Here is an 18,809-nt window from a genome sequence, read left to right on the forward strand (position 1 = left end):
TCGGGGTCCAGGATCCGGTCGGCGACGCACCACGCGTCTGATTCCAGAATTACTGCAGAGCGGGTCCGCTCGCCAAATCGCCGAGGGTGCTTCGGACGGTCGGAGCGATCGCGGCCGACACCCGGTCGCCTCCCGCGTCCTTCGCCGCGTACATCGCCTGGTCGGCGAGCCGGATGAGCTGGTCGGTGCCGATCGGGGTCGAGGCGTCAGCGAGGGCGACCCCGATGCTCGCCGAGAGGGGGAGGTGCGCCGGAATCGACTCGTAGCGCTCGGCGAGGCGGATGCGGATGCGCTCGGCGATCTCGGCCGCGGCATCCGGATCGGGCACCTCGGCGACCACCACGAACTCGTCGCCCCCGTAGCGGGCGACGACATGGTCACCGCGGACGATGGAGCGCAGTCGCGCGCCGACCTCGCGCAGCAGCCGGTCGCCCACCGCGTGCCCGTGACCGTCGTTCACGTGCTTGAAGCCGTCGAGGTCGACGAAGAAGATCGCGGTCAGACCGTCGACGCGCTCATGCAGCTGCAGCTGCTCCTCGAGGAAGCGCCGGTTCGGCAGGCTCGTCGTCTCGTCGTGGGTCGCGGCGTGCTCGAGAGCCCGCTGCAGTCGCAGGCTCGTGATGACCTGACCGGCCTGGCCGGAGAGCGCGCTGGCCAGTGGGGACGCCTGCTCGTCGAAACCACGGGGGTGCAGGAAGAAGCAGACGAAGACGCCGAGGACGTCGTCCTCGTGCCAGATGGGCGAGGCGATGATCGAGTGCACGCCGGCGGAGACGAAAGCCCGGCCGAGCGGCGCCGCGACGGCATAGGCCTCCTCGGCGCCCGCGATCTTGACGACCTCGCCGCGACGCAGGGCGGGGATCGAGAGCAGCTCGCCGACGTCCAGCTCGGCGAACGGATAGGTGCCCGCGACCTGGCGGAGCCGGCCGTCGTCGGAGAGGAACACCATCGATTCCTCGGCCGCGTAGGCGCGGGCCGCGGTCTCGGCGAGCAGCTGGCCGAGCTCCTCCTCGGTTGTCGCCGCCGAGAAGGCGATCGAGGCGTCGATGACGAGCTGGAGCCGGTTCTGGGTGCGGCGGACGAGGGCGTGCGTCTGCAGCAGGCCGTCCTCGACCGCCTGCCGGTGCGTCGCGTCGAACACGACGGCGATCCCTGCGCCGAGCGGGCCCTCGACGAGGACCGGGCGGCGCATCCCGTCGTCGTTCTTGAGGAAGACGATGTCGCCGGCCGCGAGGCCGCGCTGCGGATCGATCGAGTCGATGAAGTCGGTGAGCAGGCGGCCGGCGACCGAGACCGTGCCGGTCCACGCGCGGAAGACCTCGTTCGCGCCGACGATCGCGCCCTGGTCGTCGAGCTCGACGAGCCCGCACGGGACGGCATCCGGAACCACATCGCGCACGACGGAGCCGCCCTTCTCCCGATCGAATCGCCGACCACGATTTTAGGCGCGAGGGCGCGATTTCGAACCCATCGGTCCGGGGGGATTGCTCACCGGCGGCGGATGGACTATGCGGCGCGCGGCGCTCGCCCGGGTCAGTGCACGGGCGTGCCCCCGGTGACGGCGACGACCTCCCCGCTCGTGTAGCTCGCGTCCTGCGAGGCAAGATACACGTACGTCGAGGCGATCTCGACGGGCTGGCCCGGACGCCCGTACGGGGCCCCCTCGCCGAAGTGCTCGAGCTTCTCCGGCGGGTCGGACACCGGCTGCAGCGGCGTCCAGAACGGTCCGGGCGCGACGCCGTTGACCCGGATGCCGCGCTCGGCGAGCTGCTGCGCCATGCCCCGCACCCAGTTCGCGATGCCGGCCTTGGTCACCGCGTACTCGATGAGCGACGGCGAGGGCGTGAAGGCCTGCTCCGACGAGGTCGCGATGACCGACGCGCCGGGACCGAAATGCGGCACCGCCGCCTTGGTCAGCCAGAACAGTGAACTCAGGTTGGTGTCGACGAGCCGTCTCCAGACCGCGGTGTCGAAGTCCTCGATGCCGTCGACGGTGGGCATCTGCCCGGCGACCATCACCAGCAGGTCGAGCCCGCCGAGCGCCGCCGCGCCGTCCTCGACGAGGCGACGGCAGTACTCCTCGTCGGCCAGGTCGCCCGGCAGGCACTGCGCAGTGCGACCCTCGGCCCGCACGAGCTCGGCGACCTGCTGCGCGTCCTCCTCCTCGTCGGGCAGATAGCTCAGCACGACGTCCGCACCCTCCCGGCCGTAGGCGATCGCGACGGCCCGCCCGATGCCGGAGTCGGCTCCGGTGACGATCGCGCGGCGGCCGGTCAGCCTGCCGGTTCCGCGGTAGCTCTGCTCGCCGTGGTCGGGTGCCGGGTCCATCTCGGCGACCGAGCCCGGTCCGCTCTGCTTCGCCGCGGGGAAGGGCGGTGCGGGGTACTTCGTGGCGACATTGGTCGGGGCGTAGAGGTCGGTGGAGCTCATGTCGCGACGGTAGGTCGATCGGCGAGAGGCGGCACTGGTGTTCAGCCGATGATCAGGGCTCGCGCCAGTCGTGCGCGGTGAGGTGCGAGCCGGCCTGCGGGCCCATCTGCAGCATCCCGCCGTCGACCGCCCAGGATGCCCCGGTCACGTACGACGCCGCCGGCGAGGCGAGGAAGGCGACGACGGCCGCGATCTCGTCGACGTGCCCCGGTCGCCCGAGCGGCACGCCGGGGCGTTCGGTGCGGTACGGATCCTGCCCGCCGGACTGGCTCATCTCGGTGGCGATCTCGCCGGGGGCGACCGCGTTCGCGGTGATCCCCTCCCGGCCGAGCTCGAGGGCGAGCGTTTTCATGAGGCCGCCGAGCCCGTGCTTGGCGGCGTCGTAGGCAGCGGAGCCGACGCGGGGCTGGTGCTCGTGCACGCTCGTGATCGCGATGAGCCGGCCGCCGTTACCGGCATCCACCATCCGCCGCGCCGCCCGCTGCAGCACGACGAAGGCCCCGTCGAGGTCGGTCGCGATCGTGGTGCGCCACTCGTCCCAGGTCAGGTCGAAGAACGGCGTGCCGCCACCGGTTCCGGCGTTGTTCACGAAGACGTCGACGCCGCCGAGCTCGTCGATCAGACCGTCGATCACGTCGCCGCAGGCGGGAGCGTCGGCGACGTCGAGCCGGGTCACGACCGCACGGACGCCGCGGGCGCGCACCGCCTCGGCCGTCCCCTCGGCGCCGTCGCGGTCGCTGTGCCAGGTGATGCCGACATCGAGCCCGGCGTCGGCCAGGGCGATCGCGCTCGCCCGGCCGATGCCGGAGTCCGAAGCGGTGACGATGGCATGGTGCGGTGCGAAGTCGGCCATGCGGCACGGTAGGCATGCCGGTGCGGGCCGAGCCCGCGCGTTCAGGCGATGCGGAGCCGCACGCGGCCCGGTCAGCCCACGGCGTAGGTGCGGGTCTCGTCCAGCGGCTCGCCGGGGAGCGCGCCGGCCCGCAGGTGGCCCGGCACGCCGTGCGCGGAGGTGTGCGGCTCGGGGTCGGGACTGAGGCGCCCGCAGATCCGGCAGACCCAGCCTGGATCCTCCAGCTCCTCGACGACCTCGTACACGGGGTCGATGTCGCCGTCGCCGCGGCGCATGAGCATCCGGCGGGCGCGCCCGATGGGGCCCGACGGGATGGTGAGCTCGCGGTGCATCCCGCCCTCGGCGTCCCGCGGGATCAGCACCGTGACGTCGCCCGATCCGAACAGTCGCCCGGCGTCGCCGAGCCGGGCGACCCCGTGCGTGTGCTCGGTGATCTCGAGCGTGCCGCTCAGGCCCTGATCCCAGACCTCGCGCTGGCGGTACGGCTCGACCACCCCGTGCGCCAGCGGTCCGTGGCGCATGCGGACGAACGAGAGGCGGTGGCCGCGGAGGGCGACGACGACCCCGTCCGGCGCTCGGGTATCGCCGAGCAGCACGGCGAGCTCCGGGGCGGAATCCGCGGGCATGAGCAGCGCGACCCCGGTCGCGACGAAGCACGCATCGGTCATCAACGGTCCCCTTCCCAGCGACGGGTCGTCCGGTATCCACGGTAGGCAGGGGCGCGGATTCGGCGAGGGGCTTGCGCATCGCGACGCCGCGCGCTACCCCCTTGCGGGGGACACGCGGCGGCGCACCATGGACGCATGACCCGCCGCCGATCCCCCGTCCGGCCCGCCGGCCCATCCGCCGCCTGGTCCGCCGTCGCCCTCGCCGTCGCGGTGGGCGCGAGCACGGCGCTCACGGCGCGCGAACTCGTCGAACGCGGCCGTCGTCGTCGCCCCGATCCGCTCCCGACGCCCGCCCGCCGTGCCCCGGCGCCACCCGGAGCGCGCCGCCCCGGCGACGGGTGACACGCCCGCGATTGTGGCATCGTTCCCACAATCGCGGCAGGATGGACGTCGTGTCGGTACCCACGACGACGATGTCGATCCCGATCATCCCGCCCGGTCGCGTCGACGGCCGTCATCCGTTCCGTTCGCTGCTGCGGCTGCTCGCGATGCACCGGCGCCGGTTCGCGATCATCGTCGTCGCCTACGCCATCAAGGACTCGCCGAACTGGGTGCTGCCGGTGCTCACGGCGGCGATCATCGACACCGTCGTGCAGCACGGCGCGTTCCTGCGGCTCTCCGGCCTCTCGGTGCTCGCCGCGCTCGTCCTCCTGCAGAACTACCCGGTCGGCATCTTCTACAACGACCAGTGGAGTCGGGTCTACCGCCGGATCGGCGCCGACCTGCGCAACGCACTCGTCAACCGGCTGCAGAACCTCTCGATCGGATTCCACTCCCGGGCGAGCGCCTCGGTCATCCAGACCAAGGTCGTGCGCGACGTCGAGACGATCGAGCAGATGCTGCAGTCGTCGTTCCCGCCGGTCATGTCGGCGACCTTCGTGCTCATCGGCGCGATCACGATGACGGCCCTGCAGGTGCCCGCCTTCATCCTGGTGTTCGCCGTCACCGTGCCACTCGGCGGTGCGCTCGTCTGGTTCGTGCGCCGGCGGTCGAACCAGCGCAATGAGACCTTCCGGCGCACGGTCGAGCAGTTCTCCTCCCGAGTCGGCGAGATGGCGACGCTCATGCCCATCACCCGCGCGCACGGACTCGAGCGGCACGCGGCCCGCCGGGTCGCGGAGAGCGCCGAGGGGCTCCGTTCCGCCGGCTTCTCCCTCGACCAGATCGCCGGCCGCTTCGGGGCGGTGTCGTGGCTCTCGTTCCAGCTGCTCGCCGTGTTCTGCCTGTTCGCGGCCGCGGCCTCCGCCCTCACCGGATTCCTCTCCATCACCCCCGGCCAGGTCGTGCTGCTCAGCAGCTACTTCACCCTGCTGACCCAGGCGGTCGTCTCGCTGCTCAACCTCATGCCGGTGCTGGCGCGGGGCCGCGAGTCGGTGCGGTCGATCTCGGAGGTGCTCGAGGATCCCGACGTCGAGCAGAACAGCGGCAAAGCGACCGTCGAGGCGGTGCAGGGCCGGCTGACGTTCGACCACCTGGGGTATCGCTACCCGTCCGACGGCCGCGCGGCGCTCGACGACATCCACCTCGACATCGCGCCGGGCGAGACGGTGGCGTTCGTCGGGCCGAGCGGCTCCGGCAAGTCGACCCTGCTGAACGCGGTGCTGGGATTCCTGCGACCGACGGCCGGCCGGATGCTGCTCGACGGGGTCGACATGCAGACGCTCGACCTGCGCACCTTCCGCGCGTTCGTCTCGGTCGTGCCGCAGGAACCGGTGCTGTTCGAGGGCACGATCCGCGAGAACGTCGTCTACGGCCTCGGTGATGTCGACGACGAGGCCGTGCTCGCCGCGCTGCGGGATGCCAACGCGCTCGAGATCGTGCAGGCGCTGCCCGAGGGCTGGGACGCCCGCATCGGCGAGCGCGGTGCGCGGCTCTCGGGCGGGCAGCGGCAGCGCTTCGCGATCGCCCGGGCGCTCGTGCGCGACCCGCGTGTGCTGCTGCTCGACGAGGCCACCTCGGCACTCGACTCGGAGTCGGAGTCGCTCGTCAAGGAGGCTCTGGATCGGCTCTTGGCCGGCCGCACGACCCTCATCGTCGCGCACCGGCTCTCGACCGTGCGCAGCGCCGATCGCATCGTCGTGCTCGACCGCGGCCGGGTCGCCGAGATCGGCACGCACGAGGAGCTCGTCGCGGCGGGAGGGATCTATGCGCGGCTCAGCCGGGCGCAGAAGCTGTAGCGGCGTCGCGCGCGACGACCACCACGTCGACGCCCGCGTCGCGCAGCGGCGCGAGCTCGGCCTCGGTCGCGTCGTCGTCGGTCACGAACTGGTCGAGCAGGTCGAGGCGGGCGAAGCGCAGGTGGGCCCGCGCGCGCAGCTTGGACGACTCGGCGACGAGCACCCTGCGGTGCGCGATGCGCGCCAGCACCGGCTTCAGCTCGGCGTCGCGCGATGTCGCGCAGAGCAGGCCGTCGCGGTCGATCGCCACGGCGCTCAGCACCGCGACGTCGACCGACAGGCGCTCGAGCGCCGCGACCGCGAGCGGACCGGTGAAGCTGCGGGTGCCGCGGTCGTAGTCGCCGCCGATGGCGACCAGATCGACGTCGTCACGCGCCGCCGTCGCCGCGACGACCGGCTCGGAGTGCGACACGATCGTCGTTCCGGCCGGCAGCATCCGGGCCAGCGGGGCGATGGTCGTTCCCGCATCGAGCGCGACGGTCGACGACGCCTCGACGTACGCGAGGACCGCCGCCGCGAGCCGGCCCTTGACCGCGCCGCCGCGACGGTCGCGCTCGGCGAACGGCAGCACGCGGCCGGCGGGCGCCGCGGCGCCGCCCGGCACGCGCCGGGCGAGGCCGTCGGCCTCGAGCTGGCGGAGGTCGCGGCGCAGCGTCATCTCCGAGACACCGAGCTCGTCGGCCACCTCGGCGATCGAGAGGTAACCGTCGTTCTGCAACCGCCGCAACAGCTCGTCGCGGCGGGCGGGGGCGTCCGTGTACCGCACGCGCTTATCCCACCAGGCCGCGCGACGAACTGTCAAGAATCGAACACACTTGACCTGTTTGTGGAGAAACGAACAAAATTGAGGACGTGCTCCCCGTGACCCGCGCCCTGGGCGTCGACGTCGGGACGACCAACACCAAGGTCGCCGTCGTCGAGATCGCGGGCTCGGAGGTGCGGGAGCTGCGCGTGCTGCGGCGACCGACCGCCGGCGACGGCGACGGGATCCGAACGGCGGTCCGCGGCCTGGTGCGCGATGCGGTCGAGACGCTCGGCGGCGCTCCCGTCGCGGCGATCGGCATCGCCTCGATGGCCGAGACGGGCGCCCTGCTCGACGCGGACGGGCGATCGATCGGCGCACTGCTGCGCTGGGATGCCGCGCGGCCCGGCGGAACCGTCGAGCCCGGCCTGAGCGAGCGCACCGGCGTGCCGCGCCCCGAGAAGTCGACCCGTGCGCTCGTGGCGGCGGCGCTGCCCGGCCGCCGCGGGGCCGTCTCGTGGGCCGGCGGCGCCGAGCTGGCCGCCCTCGCGCTGATCGGGCGGGCGGTGACCGACCCGACGCTCGCCCTGCGGACGATGCTCGCGACGCTGCCGAGACTCGGGGAGCCGGTGGCGTGGGACGCCGAGCTGCTCGCCGCGACGGGCCTGCCCGGCGAGGCGCTGCCGCGGATCCTGGTCGCGGGCGAGACCGTCGCGCTGGATCACGCCGCTGCACGCTCGCTCGGCCTGCCCGCCGGCATCCCCGTCGCGATCGCGGGCCACGACCATGCGGTGGCGACGTGGGCGGCGGGCATGCGCGAGCCCGGCGAGACGGGCGACTCCATCGGCACGGCGGAGGCCCTCGTGCGCATTGCCGCCGGCGAGATCGACCGCACCGCCGCGATCGCGGAGGGCATGAGCGTCGGACGCACGGTCGACGGCCGGTACGAGACGCTCGTCGGCGGCATCCCGGCGGCATCCCGGCTGCTCGCCGAGCTCGCCGGCCGCGTCGGCGGCGACGAGCCCGCCGACTCGTTCGCCGGTCCGATCATGCTGCCGACGCCGGCGGGCCGGCAGGCGCCGCGACCCGATGGCGCGGCCGTGCTGCGTGCGATCACCCCCGACGGCGCCGACGCCTCGATCCCCACGGACCCGGCGGTGGCCGCGCGCGCCGTGAGCGCCGGACTCGCCCTGCAGGCGCGCTGGATCGCCGCCGCACAGGACCGGGTGCTCGGCTCGCCCGCGACGCGCACCGTCGTGACCGGTGCCGCCCACGCCGTCGCCGGACCGTGGTGGGCGGCGAAGCGCCGGCTCTCCCCCGCGCTCCTCGCGCGCACCACGGGGATCGCGGAGCCGGTCGCTGCGGGCGCCGCGCTGCTCGCGGCGGTGCGCGCCGGGCTGGGCGAGTCGGGCATCCGGCTGCCCGTCGACGTCGCCCCGCTCGACCTCGACCCCGGCGCCGACGACCTGCTCGCCGCGTTCGTCGCCGCCTCCCTCGACCACCACCTCACCCCGGAGACCTCATGACCCCCGCCCCCACGGCCGCCCCGACCCTCGAGGCGATCGCCCGCGCCAGCGGCACCTTCGCGATGACCGCGATGGACCAGCGCGAGAGCCTCGTCGCGATGTTCGACGCCGCCGGCCGCGGCCGGCCCGGCCACGATGCGATCGTCGCGTTCAAGCTCGAGGTGGCACGGGTGCTCGGGCCGCTGGCATCCGGGTTCCTCATCGACCGCGACTTCGGCTTCGACCGGGTGCGCGACGAGGCGCTGCTGCCCGCCTCGAGCGGACTCATCCTCGCCGCCGACGCCCTCACCCAGGACGTCGGCGGTCCGGTCGAGGAGACCGAGCTCGACGAGGTCGTGGCCGCGCCCGGATTCGACCTGCACGGCGTCGCCGCGCTCAAGCTGCTCGTGATCTGGCGCCGCGACGAGTGCCGGGTGCACCGGCACGAGGTCGTGGAGCGCTTCGTCGCCCTCTGCCGCGAGCGCGGGGTGCTCTCCGTGCTCGAACCGGTGGTGCGCGCGACCCCCGAGGAGACCGCCGCGGGCACCTGGGATCAGGAGGAGGCGATCCGCGAGGCGGCGCGCGAGCTCTCACCGCTCGGCCAGAGCCTGTACAAGGTGCAGGTGCCGCTCGGCGGCCGCGGCACCGCCGAGGAGCAGCTCGCCGCGAGCCGGCGGCTCGACGAGGCGATCACCGGGCCGTGGGTCGTGCTGTCGCAGGGCGTCACCCCCGGCGACTTCTCCGACGCCGTGCTGGCCGCGTGCCGCGCCGGGGCCAGCGGCTTCCTCGCCGGGCGGGCGCTGTGGAGCGACGTGCTCGGCGCCGACGACGTGCCCGGCGCGCTGCGCGCGATCTCCGCACCGCGGCTCGCGGCGCTCGGCGAGCTCGTCGACCGCGAGGGCCGCCCCTGGGATCAGGCATGAGCTCGCGCGGCGTCGACCTGCTCGCCTACGCCGACCGGCTCGGCGGCGACCTCGCCGGGCTGCGTGCCCTGCTCGACGGGCCGCTGGCCGAGTTCGCCGGGGTGCACATCCTGCCCTTCTTCACGCCCTTCGACGGCGCCGATGCCGGATTCGACCCCGTCGACCACGCGGCCGTCGACCTCCGGCTCGGCGGCTGGGACGACGTGCGCGCCATCGCCGAGCGCCGCGGCGTCACGGCCGACCTCATCGTGAACCACGTGTCGAGCGCGTCCGCGGAGTTCGCCGACTGGCTGCGGCACGGCGCCGACAGCGCCGCCGACGGGATGTTCCTGACCTACGACCGCGTCTTCCCCGACGGCGGCACCGAGGAAGAGATCACCGCGTTCTACCGCCCGCGCCCGGGCCTGCCGTTCACCGCGTACCGCGCCGCCGACGGGCGGCGCCGCCTGGTCTGGACCACCTTCCTGCCGAGCCAGATCGATCTCGACGTCGCGCATCCGGCGGCACGGGCCTACCTGCGCCGGGTGCTCGACGCGCTGCGGGAGGGCGGGGTGACGACGGTGCGCCTGGATGCCGTCGGCTACGCCGTCAAGACGCCCGGCACGGATTCGTTCATGACGCCGGCGACGCTCGAGTTCGTGCGGGAGATCGCGGCGATGGTGCGCGCGGCCGGCATGCGCGTGCTCGTGGAGGTGCACGCCCACTACACGCAGCAGCAGGCGATCGCGCCGCTCGTCGACCTCGTCTACGACTTCGCGCTGCCCGCCCTGCTGCTGCACTCGCTCGGCACCGGAACGGTCGACCGGATCGCCGACTGGCTCGCGATCCGCCCCGACAATGCGGTCACGGTGCTCGACACCCACGACGGCATCGGCGTCGTCGACGCGGGTCCCGGGGCCGGCCGGCCGGGGCTGCTCTCGACCGACGAGATGGCCGCCGTCTTCGCGCGCGCCGCCGAGGCCACGGACGGCCACTCGAGCGTCGCGTCGGTCGTGCCCGAGTGGGCCGCCATGCCGCACCAGATCAACGCGACGTTCCTCAGCGCGCTCGGCGGCGACGGGACCGCGTACCTGCTGTGCCGCGCGGTGCAGCTGTGGGTGCCGGGCGAACCGCAGCTCTACTACGTCGGCCTGCTCGGCGGACTCGACGACGCGGCCCTGTTCGAGCGGACGGGCAACGGGCGCGACGTGAACCGGCACGTGTACCCGGCCGACGAGATCGAGGCGGCACTGCAGACGCCCGTGACGCGCGCCCTCCTCGAGCTGGTGCGGATCCGGACGCGGCACGCCGCCTTCGACGGCGCGTTCGGCTACCGTGTGCGGGGCGACGGGCGGCTCGAGCTGACCCGCACGTCCGGCGGCGCGATGGCGCGGCTCACCGTGGCGACGCGCGAGCCGGCGTTCGAGATCGAGCTGCGCGACGCATCGGGCAGCCGCGTGATCAGCGGGATCGACGACCTGGCGGCGGAGGGGATGACGGCCGGATGACCGACCTCGTGCGCATCGAACGCGACGCCGCCGCGGTGCGCGTCGTCGCGCCCGCCTACACCCTCCGGCTGCGGCCGGGGCGCGCGCAGCTGCGCCTCGCCTCGCCCGACGGCCGCATCTGGTCTGACCTGTCCCTGCTCGCCTCGGTGGACCGCTCCGACGCGGTCGACGAGGCGTGGGAGATCCCGGATGCCGAGCTCGTCGAGACCGCGGACGGCGCGCGCGTGCGGTTCGCCGCGCGCAGCACGGCCTGGGCATCCCGCGTCGTCGAGATCGACTGCCTGCCCGGCGAGCTGCGCCTGCGCGTGCACGTCGAGGGCGACGGCCGCCTCGACGACGTGACGCTGCTCGGCGGCCGCGCCGTGCTGGCGAACGGCGCCGGGGGCGTCTTCCGGTCGAGCATCGAGGCGGGTGCGCTCTTCGTGCCGACGCCGACCGAGCCGGTGCAGGGCATCCGGAGCTCGGTATCCGGGGCGCGCATCGGCGTCGTCGGCGACGCCGAGCGGGGACGCCTGCACGCCGTCTTCTCGCCCGCGCCGCTGTGCCTCGCGCTCGGCCGCGACATCGCGCCGCAGGCGACCGCCCTGCCGGCGGGCGACTGGCTGGCGCTGTCGGTCGTCGCGCCGATCGAGCGGATGGGCTTCACCGCGCTCGGCTACGAGCCGCTCGACGGCGGGTTCCTGCTGCGGCTGTCGTACGAGGGGCGCACGGTCGTGCGCGGCGCCTGGACCAGCCCCGACCTGGTGCTGCGCCCCGCGGGCTCGCCGGTGGCGGCGTTGACCGACTATCGCGACGACGTCGCGGCGCACGGCTTCGCGGGCGACGCGCCGGCCGGTGCCGCCTGGCATCTCGAGCCCCTGTTCTGCGGCTGGGGTGCCCAGTGCGCGTACGCCGTCGATCTCGCGGCACACGGCATCGTGCCCGCCGAGGCGCCGCCGGGGTTCGTGCTGCCCGAGGGAGCGGGCGCCGCCCCCGATCTCGCGCGCCAGGACCTGTACGACGGCTGGCTCGCGACGCTGGCCCGGCACGGCATCGACCCCGGCACGGTCGTGATCGACGACCGCTGGCAGGCCGCCTACGGCACGAACGAGCCGGACACGGCGAAGTGGCCCGACCTGCGCGCCTGGATCCGCGCGCAGCACGACGCCGGACGCCGCGTGCTGCTGTGGTTCAAGGCGTGGGATCCCGACGGCCTCGACCCCGAGCTCACGCTGCGCGATCCGTCGGGCCGGCCCGTGGCGACCGACCCCGGCAATCCCGCCTACCTCGCCGAGCTGCGCCGGCAGGTGCACCGGATGCTCGCGCCGGACGGTCTGGACGCCGACGGCTTCAAGGTCGACTTCACGCAGCGCGCGCCGTCGGGCCGGATGCTCGCGGCATCCCCCGGCAGCGGCGCCGACGACGGCGTGTGGGGGCTCGCCGCCCTGCACCGCCTGGTGGGCGCGCTGCACGCCGCCGCGCACGAGGCGAAGCCCGACGCGCTCGTCGTGACGCACACCATGCACCCGTCGTTCGCGCCGGTCACCGACATGATCCGGCTCAACGACGTGCTCGAGCGCGACGTCGCGGGCGCCCTCGTGCCGGTGCAGGATCAGCTGCGCTTCCGGCACGCCGTCGCACACGCCGTGCTGCCCGACCATCCGATCGACACCGACCAGTGGCCGATGCCGGACCGGGCGAGCTGGCTCGCCTACGCCGAGGCGCAGCCGGAGCTCGGCGTGCCCGCTCTGTACTACGTCGACTCGATCGACGGCAGCGGCGAGCGCGTGCAGCCGCGAGACCTCGACCGGATCGCGCGCAGCTGGCGCGCCTACCGCACCGGCCTTCGACGGAGGCGCGCATGACCGCCGTGGAGCTGGTCGCCCCCGGCGTGCATCGGGTGCGCGACAGTTGCGAGGTCTATGTCGTGCAGCGCGACGGCCACGCCATCGCGATCGACTTCGGCACCGGCGCCGTGCTCGACGCCCTGCCGGAACTCGGCATCGAGCGCCTCGACGCCGTGCTCATGACCCACCACCACCGGGACCAGGGGCAGGGGCTGCCGCGGGCGGTCGAGGCCGGCATCCCGATCATCGTGCCGCCGACCGAGCAGGACCTCTTCGGACGGGTCGACGAGATGTGGGCGACCCGCACCCTCGCCAACGACTACAACCTGCGGCAGGACCGGTTCTCGATCCTCGCGCCGGTGCCGGTCGCGGGCACCGCGGCGGTGTACCGCACGGTCGAGTACGGCGGGATCGCCGTGCGCGCGATCCCGACGCCCGGGCACACGATGGGCTCGGTCACCTACCTCGTCGAGCCGCAGGACGACCCGGGCGCCGGCCCGATCGCGTTCAGCGGCGACCTGATCGCCGCGCCGGGCCGCGTGTGGTCGCTCGCCGCGACGCAGTGGTCGTACACCGAGAACGAGGGTCCGGCGATGCTCGTGCTGAGCTCGATGCTGCTCGCCCGCGAGGCGCCGTCGCTCGTGCTGCCCTCGCACGGCGAGCCGATCGCGGACCCGGTGCCGGCGCTCGAGCTGCTGACCGAGCGCGCCCAGGCCTACGTCGACTCGCGCCGCCTGCAGCCGTGGGCCCTGCGCGACTGGCTCGACCACCCGTTCGTGCGCATCACCCAGCACCTGCTCGTCAACCGCGCGGCGAACTCGTGCAGCTACGTGCTGCTCGACGACGCCGGCGGGGCGCTGCTCATCGACTACGGCTACGACGTGTCGACCGGATGGCCGGCCGGCACCGACCGCGCCGCGCGGCTGCCGTGGCTCGCCTCGCTCCCCGCCCTGCGCCGGGACTTCGGTGTGGAGCGCGTCGAGGTCGCGCTCGCGACGCACTACCACGACGATCACGTCGCCGGGCTCAACCTGCTGCGCGAGGTGGAGGGCACCCAGGTCTGGCTGCCGGAGCACGTGGCGCCGATCCTGGCCGACCCGATGCGCACCGACCTGCCGTGCCAGTGGTTCGACCCGATCCCGGCCGATCGGGTGCTCGAGCTCGGCGGCACGGTCGAGTGGTCGGGATACCGGATCACGACCCACGATCTGCCCGGCCACACGCTGTACCAGGCCGCGTTCGAGTTCGAGGTCGACGGCGTGCGGGTGCTCGCGACCGGCGACCAGCAGACCGCGCTCGAGGGCCCGCTGGCGGCCCGCGAGATCCTGAACTACCAGTACCGCAACCGCTTCCGCACGACCGACTACGTCGACAGCGCCGCGCTGTACCGGCGGGTCGCGCCCGGTCTTCTCGTCACCGGCCACTGGCGCGGACGCTGGGTCGACGAGGGCTACCTCGATCAGCTCGCGGCCCAGGGCGCCGAGACCGCGGCGGTGCACGCCGAGCTGCTCGCCGACGAGGCGCCGCCGGCCGACGGCAACCTCGTGCTCCTGGAGCCGTTCCACCGGCAGTGGGTCACGGGCGACACCGTCGAATACGTGGCGATCGTGCACAATGCACGGGACAGCGAGGTGGCGGCCTCGGTGCAGCTCGCGCTCCCCGCGGGCTGGGAGGTGGTATCCCCTCCCGACGCGATGGCGATCCCGCCTCACCGTGAGGCGCGGTTCACGTTCTCGGTGCGGGTGGGCGACCCCGGGCGCCGGCAGCGGCTCGCGGCCGACGTCACCTTCGACGGCCGTCGCCTGGGCCAGCTGGCGGACGCGGTCGCCGACGTCGCTCCCCCCCTCCGTCTGAGGGCATCATGTTGACCCGTCCCGAATCGAATGGATAGTGTGGGATCGTTTCCACACTCGGGCGCCGCCGCCCGCCACCACCACCAGGAGCCGCTCCGTGTCCTCCGCCGCACCGCCCGTCCTCGGCCTGGACATCGGGGGCACGAAGCTCGCGGTCGCCGTGCTGACCGAGGACGGCACGACGTCCGCGTTCACGGTCGAGCCGACCGACAAGGATCGCGGCCCCGCCGACGTGATCGACCGCCTGTTCGCGATGGGTCATCGCGCGGTCGAGCAGGCCGGCCTCGGCCCGATCGGCGCGGTCGGCATCTCCTGCGGGGGTCCGCTCGACGCGAGCACCGGGGTGCTCACCGGCCCGCTGCACCTGCCCGGCTGGGTCGACATCCCGATCGTCCGGATGGCCGAGCAGGCGTTCGGCGTGCCGGCCGCCCTCGAGAACGATGCGACCCTGGGCGCCCTCGCCGAGCACCGCTACGGCGCCGCCGTCGGCGCCCGCACGATGATCTACCTGACCGTCTCGACCGGCATCGGGGGCGGCGCCGTCGTCGAGGGCCGCCTGCACCGCGGGGCCGCGGGCAACGGCGGCGAGTTCGGCCACGTTCTCGTGCGCAGCGGCGGTCGGGTCTGCCTGTGCGGACGGCGCGGCTGCCTCGAGGCCTACGCCTCGGGATCGTCGATCGCCGTACGCGCCGCCGAGGCCGTCGCGGATCGCGGCGCGGGCTCCTCACTCGCCCGGATCGCCGAGCCCCGTGCCGAGGACGTCATCGCCGCCGCACAGGCCGGCGACCGGCTGGCCGGCGAGCTCTGGGCCGAGACCATCGACGTGCTGGCATCGGCGCTCACCGACCTCGTCAATGTCTTCGAGCCCGAGGTCGTCGTGCTCGGCGGCGGCGTCACCCGCTCCGGCGACGCCCTGCTGCTGCCGATCCGGGCCCGGGTCGCGCGCGACGCGATGCCGCCGGCCGCCGCGGCGGCCCGCATCGAGCTCGCCGGCCTCGGCGACGAGGTGTGCGCCGTCGGCGCGGGGGCGATCGCCCTCGACCTGCTCGACGCCCGCAGCAAGGAGACCGCACATGCCTGACACGCCTGCCCCCGCGAGCCGCGACTGGATGGCGGACCAGCTCGCCGACCACATCGCCACCGCCGAGGCGGCCGGCCCGCTGCTGCCGCAGGTGCGCGCGGTCGCCGACCTGCTGTGCGCGTCGTTCGCGAACCGCGGCATCCTGTACACCTTCGGCAACGGCGGCAGCGCCGCCGACGCCCAGCACCTGACCGGCGAGATCATCGGACACTACAAGCGCGACCGACGCCCGCTCGGCGCCGTCACCCTGAGCACCGATCCCACGACCATGACCTGCATCGCCAACGACTACTCCTACGACGACGTGTTCTCGCGCCAGGTGACCGGCCTCGCCCGCGCCGGCGACGTCGTCGCCGCCTTCACCACGAGCGGCCGCTCGGCGAACGTGCTCGGGGGACTCCGCGCCGCCCGCGAGGCCGGCGCGACGACCGTGCTGTTCTCGGGCGGCGACGGCGGACCGGCACGCGAGCTCGCCGACCACGCCCTGATCGCCCCCTCGACGACGACCCCGCGCATCCAGGAGCTGCACACGTTCTGGCTGCACGTGATCTCCGAGCGGGTCGACGCGTGGGCGGCCGGCGATGAGGCCTTCGCATGAGCCGCGCCGCGGGCGGGACCACGCCCGACCGTGCCCCGGTCTCCAATGCGCCGGCCGGTCGCCAGCCGCGCGACCTGCCGGCGGCTCCCCGCCCGCATGCGACGCCGCAGCGTGTGCTGCACATGATCGGCAACGCGCACCTCGACCCGGTCTGGCTCTGGCCGTGGCAGGAGGGCTACGCGGAGGCCCGCGCCACGTTCCGCTCGGTGCTCGACCGCATGAACGAGTACCCGGACTTCGTCTTCACCTGCGACCAGATCGTGCTGCTCAGCTGGGTGGAGGAGCAGGACCCGGAGCTGTTCGAGGAGATCCGGGCCCGCGTCGCCGAGGGCCGCTGGGTCAACGCCGGCGGCTGGTGGGTGGAGCCGGATTGCAACATGCCGATGGGCGAGAGCTTCGTGCGGCAGGGGCTGTACGGCCAGCGCTACCTGATCTCGCGGTTCGGCATCCCGTCGACCGTCGGCATGAACGTCGACCCGTTCGGGCACAACGCGATGCTGCCGCAGATCCTGCGGGGCCAGGGCATGGACTCGTACACGTTCCTGCGCCCGGGGCCGCACGAGTCCGACCTGGCGCCGTCGCTGTTCTGGTGGCGGGCTCCGGACGGCAGCCGCGTGCTCGGCTACCGCATCCCCTTCGAGTACGGCAGCCCGCCCGGCTCGGTCGACGGGCAGACCGAGAAGGCGCTGCAGGCCCTCGACCGCCGGGTCGGCGACATGATGGTCTACTACGGCGTCGGCAATCACGGCGGCGGGCCGACCAGGGCCAACATCGAGTCGATCCATCGCTACGACCGGATGGGCTCGTTCGGAAGGATGACGATGTCCTCTCCCCGCAGGTACTTCGACGAGGTGCTCGCCCGCGGCGAGGCCTTCCTCGCCGAGCTGCCGGAGCGCGCCGACGACCTGCAGCACCACGCCCCGGGCTGCTACTCGGCGCACTCGGGCATCAAGGCCTGGCAGCGCCGGGCGCAGCACGCGGTGCTCACGGCCGAGCGCTGGGCGGCGATCACGGCGGTGACCGACGGGATCGCCTACCCGCGGGACGACCTCGAGCACGCCTGGAAGCAGATCCTGTTCAACCAGTTCCACGACGTGCTGCCGGGATCGGCGATCGAGTCGGCCTACGACGACGCGCGCGACCAGCTCGGCGAGGCGGTCGCGATCGCCAAGCGCATCACCGTGCTGGCGCACAACGTGATCGGCCGGCAGGTCGACGTGGCGTTCGTCGAGGGCACCCAGCCCGTGCTGGTGTTCAACCCGCACCCGTGGCCGGTGTCGACCGACGTGCCCATGAACTACGGCCCGCTCAAATGGGGCGCGCACGTCGTCGACGCCGACGACCGACCGGTCGCCAACCAGCGCACCCAGTCGGTCTCGACGACGGATGACGGCGCCCGCGGCGCGCTCGTCTTCCGCGCCGACGTGCCCGCCCTCGGGTACCGGCTCTACCGGCTGCGTCCCGGCGACGCGCCGACGGCGGTCGATGCGGCGGCTCCGGATGGCGGCCTCACCGTGAGCGAGACGGTGCTCGAGAACGCGCACGTGCGCATCGAGCTCGACCCCGCATCCGGCTCCATCCGCTCGTACCGCGACAAGGCCACCGGGCTCGACCTCATGACCGACGACGGCACGCACACCCAGGTGTGCGAGGACCCGACCGACACCTGGGGTCACCGCGTCGTCTCCTACGCCTGGCCGGGAGCGCCGATGGAGCTGCGGCGCATCATCGTGCGCGAGACCGGGCCGCTGCGCGCGCGCGTGCGCGTCGAGCGCCGCTGGCACGACTCGACGCTCGTCGAGGAGCTGGTGCTGTATGCGGATTCCCCGGTGCTGCGCGTCGACGTCACGCTCGACTGGCGCGAGCAGGCGCACCTGCTGAAGCTGCGCTTCCCGACCCGGCTCGACGACGCCCAGGCGCACTACGAGATCCCGTTCGGCGAGATCGAGCGACCGGTCGACGGCGCCGAGGAGCCCGCGCAGTCGTGGGTCGACCTGACCGGAACGATCGACGGCGCCCCCGCGGGCCTGACCGTGATCACGACGAACAAGCACGCCTATGACGTCTCCCCTGCTTCCCCCGCCTCCGGGCCCGGCTCCGAGACCGCGGGGCCGAGCATCGGCGTCACCGCGGTGCGCAGCCCCGTCTACTCCTGGCACGACCCGCGCCTGCTCGACCCGGAGGGCGTGTACACGTTCCAGGATCAGGGCGTGCAGCGCTTCAGCTACGAGCTCGTGCCGCACGCGGGCGACCGCCGCGCCGGGGAGCCGACCCGGCGGGCGGCACTGCTCGGGCAGCCCGTGCGCGCCATGCAGGAGTCGTCGCACCCGGGCACGCTGCCGGCCGAGCACTCGTTCGCGAGCGACGGAGCGGGCGCGGTCATGGTGACGGCGGTGAAGGGATCCGAGGATCCGGCGGCCGACGGTGGCACGGACGTCATCGTGCGAGCGGTGGAGACCCGCGGGACGACGGCGCTGTCGCACATCGAGCTGCCGTTCCTCGGCCGGGCGATTCAGGAGGAGTTCGGGCCGTACCGGCTGCGCACCTTCCGCGTGCCGCGCGACCCCGCGGCCCCGATCGTCGAGGTCGACCTCGTGGAGCGCCCCCTGGCCGAGTGAGCGCGTCGAGGAGCGCCCCCCGGGGCGCGTATCGAGACCTCACGCCCG

15 protein-coding genes are annotated in these 18,809 nt (G+C 73.8%); 10 read left to right on the forward strand and 5 right to left on the reverse strand.

All coding sequences use genetic code 11. The features are described from left to right. Nucleotides 1-49: 49 nt before the first annotated feature. The 4 genes from ABD285_RS01135 to ABD285_RS01150 form a co-directional block, all read right to left on the reverse strand. The gene (locus tag ABD285_RS01135; RefSeq protein WP_344199560.1) at nucleotides 50-1,399 is read right to left on the reverse strand and encodes a diguanylate cyclase; all 1,350 of its coding nucleotides are present in this window, start codon (nucleotides 1,397-1,399) and stop codon (nucleotides 50-52) included. A 134-nt stretch (nucleotides 1,400-1,533) separates the two neighbouring features. Then, nucleotides 1,534-2,430: an SDR family oxidoreductase gene (locus ABD285_RS01140; protein WP_344199563.1), complete on the reverse strand. Its 897-nt coding sequence runs from the start codon at nucleotides 2,428-2,430 to the stop codon at nucleotides 1,534-1,536. A 52-nt stretch (nucleotides 2,431-2,482) separates the two neighbouring features. After that, complete coding sequence (locus ABD285_RS01145) at nucleotides 2,483-3,283, reverse strand: SDR family oxidoreductase (RefSeq protein WP_344199566.1); 801 nt, start codon at nucleotides 3,281-3,283, stop codon at nucleotides 2,483-2,485. A gap of 71 nt (nucleotides 3,284-3,354) precedes the next feature. Next, nucleotides 3,355-3,951 carry a hypothetical protein gene (locus tag ABD285_RS01150; protein ID WP_284253423.1) on the reverse strand — a complete coding sequence of 199 codons (597 nt, stop codon included), beginning with the start codon at nucleotides 3,949-3,951 and terminating at the stop codon, nucleotides 3,355-3,357. A 135-nt stretch (nucleotides 3,952-4,086) separates the two neighbouring features. Here ABD285_RS01150 and ABD285_RS01155 point away from each other — a divergent pair, with 135 nt between their 5' ends. Beyond that, nucleotides 4,087-4,293, forward strand: coding sequence for a hypothetical protein (locus tag ABD285_RS01155; RefSeq protein ID WP_344199568.1), 207 nt, complete (start codon nucleotides 4,087-4,089; stop codon nucleotides 4,291-4,293). A 71-nt stretch (nucleotides 4,294-4,364) separates the two neighbouring features. Beyond that, nucleotides 4,365-6,128 carry an ABC transporter ATP-binding protein gene (locus tag ABD285_RS01160; RefSeq protein ID WP_425564954.1) on the forward strand — a complete coding sequence of 588 codons (1,764 nt, stop codon included), beginning with the start codon at nucleotides 4,365-4,367 and terminating at the stop codon, nucleotides 6,126-6,128. Here the strand turns inward: ABD285_RS01160 and ABD285_RS01165 are convergent. After that, nucleotides 6,106-6,894 carry a DeoR/GlpR family DNA-binding transcription regulator gene (locus ABD285_RS01165; protein WP_284253424.1) on the reverse strand — a complete coding sequence of 263 codons (789 nt, stop codon included), beginning with the start codon at nucleotides 6,892-6,894 and terminating at the stop codon, nucleotides 6,106-6,108. The genes ABD285_RS01160 and ABD285_RS01165 overlap by 23 nt on opposite strands. 86 nt (nucleotides 6,895-6,980) lie before the next feature. Between ABD285_RS01165 and ABD285_RS01170 the strand changes: the two genes are divergently transcribed. From ABD285_RS01170 to ABD285_RS01205, 8 genes are all read left to right on the forward strand, one after another. Continuing rightward, nucleotides 6,981-8,396: an FGGY family carbohydrate kinase gene (locus ABD285_RS01170; RefSeq protein WP_344199574.1), complete on the forward strand. Its 1,416-nt coding sequence runs from the start codon at nucleotides 6,981-6,983 to the stop codon at nucleotides 8,394-8,396. Continuing rightward, nucleotides 8,393-9,298: a hypothetical protein gene (locus ABD285_RS01175; RefSeq protein WP_284253428.1), complete on the forward strand. Its 906-nt coding sequence runs from the start codon at nucleotides 8,393-8,395 to the stop codon at nucleotides 9,296-9,298. Before ABD285_RS01170 ends, ABD285_RS01175 begins: the two co-directional genes overlap by 4 nt. Next, entirely contained in the window at nucleotides 9,295-10,785 is a 1,491-nt protein-coding gene (gtfA, locus tag ABD285_RS01180) for a sucrose phosphorylase (RefSeq protein WP_284253429.1), read from the forward strand. The genes ABD285_RS01175 and gtfA overlap by 4 nt, the downstream gene beginning before the upstream one ends. Continuing rightward, nucleotides 10,782-12,629 (forward strand): alpha-amylase family protein, encoded by a 1,848-nt coding sequence (locus tag ABD285_RS01185; RefSeq protein WP_344199578.1) that lies wholly within the window; start codon nucleotides 10,782-10,784, stop codon nucleotides 12,627-12,629. Before gtfA ends, ABD285_RS01185 begins: the two co-directional genes overlap by 4 nt. Further along, nucleotides 12,626-14,479: an MBL fold metallo-hydrolase gene (locus ABD285_RS01190; RefSeq protein ID WP_344199581.1), complete on the forward strand. Its 1,854-nt coding sequence runs from the start codon at nucleotides 12,626-12,628 to the stop codon at nucleotides 14,477-14,479. The genes ABD285_RS01185 and ABD285_RS01190 overlap by 4 nt, the downstream gene beginning before the upstream one ends. 82 nt (nucleotides 14,480-14,561) lie before the next feature. After that, nucleotides 14,562-15,545 (forward strand): ROK family protein, encoded by a 984-nt coding sequence (locus ABD285_RS01195; RefSeq protein ID WP_344199584.1) that lies wholly within the window; start codon nucleotides 14,562-14,564, stop codon nucleotides 15,543-15,545. Then, the gene (locus tag ABD285_RS01200) at nucleotides 15,538-16,143 is read left to right on the forward strand and encodes a D-sedoheptulose-7-phosphate isomerase (protein ID WP_344199587.1); all 606 of its coding nucleotides are present in this window, start codon (nucleotides 15,538-15,540) and stop codon (nucleotides 16,141-16,143) included. The genes ABD285_RS01195 and ABD285_RS01200 overlap by 8 nt, the downstream gene beginning before the upstream one ends. Further along, nucleotides 16,140-18,761 carry an alpha-mannosidase gene (locus tag ABD285_RS01205; RefSeq protein ID WP_284253436.1) on the forward strand — a complete coding sequence of 874 codons (2,622 nt, stop codon included), beginning with the start codon at nucleotides 16,140-16,142 and terminating at the stop codon, nucleotides 18,759-18,761. Before ABD285_RS01200 ends, ABD285_RS01205 begins: the two co-directional genes overlap by 4 nt. Nucleotides 18,762-18,809: the final 48 nt, after the last annotated feature.

The organism is Pseudolysinimonas kribbensis, assembly GCF_039531715.1.
GTDB classification, from domain to species: Bacteria; Actinomycetota; Actinomycetes; order Actinomycetales; family Microbacteriaceae; genus Pseudolysinimonas; species Pseudolysinimonas kribbensis.

Coding starts and splice junctions, on each gene's coding strand:
- ABD285_RS01140 (WP_344199563.1), bottom strand. CDS start 2,430: ATGAGCTCCACCGACCTCTACGCCCCGACCAATGTCGCCACGAAGTAC.
- ABD285_RS01145 (WP_344199566.1), bottom strand. CDS start 3,283: ATGGCCGACTTCGCACCGCACCATGCCATCGTCACCGCTTCGGACTCC.
- ABD285_RS01150 (WP_284253423.1), bottom strand. CDS start 3,951: ATGACCGATGCGTGCTTCGTCGCGACCGGGGTCGCGCTGCTCATGCCC.
- ABD285_RS01155 (WP_344199568.1), top strand. CDS start 4,087: ATGACCCGCCGCCGATCCCCCGTCCGGCCCGCCGGCCCATCCGCCGCC.
- ABD285_RS01160 (WP_425564954.1), top strand. CDS start 4,365: ATGTCGATCCCGATCATCCCGCCCGGTCGCGTCGACGGCCGTCATCCG.
- ABD285_RS01175 (WP_284253428.1), top strand. CDS start 8,393: ATGACCCCCGCCCCCACGGCCGCCCCGACCCTCGAGGCGATCGCCCGC.
- gtfA (WP_284253429.1), top strand. CDS start 9,295: ATGAGCTCGCGCGGCGTCGACCTGCTCGCCTACGCCGACCGGCTCGGC.
- ABD285_RS01185 (WP_344199578.1), top strand. CDS start 10,782: ATGACCGACCTCGTGCGCATCGAACGCGACGCCGCCGCGGTGCGCGTC.
- ABD285_RS01190 (WP_344199581.1), top strand. CDS start 12,626: ATGACCGCCGTGGAGCTGGTCGCCCCCGGCGTGCATCGGGTGCGCGAC.
- ABD285_RS01200 (WP_344199587.1), top strand. CDS start 15,538: ATGCCTGACACGCCTGCCCCCGCGAGCCGCGACTGGATGGCGGACCAG.
- ABD285_RS01205 (WP_284253436.1), top strand. CDS start 16,140: ATGAGCCGCGCCGCGGGCGGGACCACGCCCGACCGTGCCCCGGTCTCC.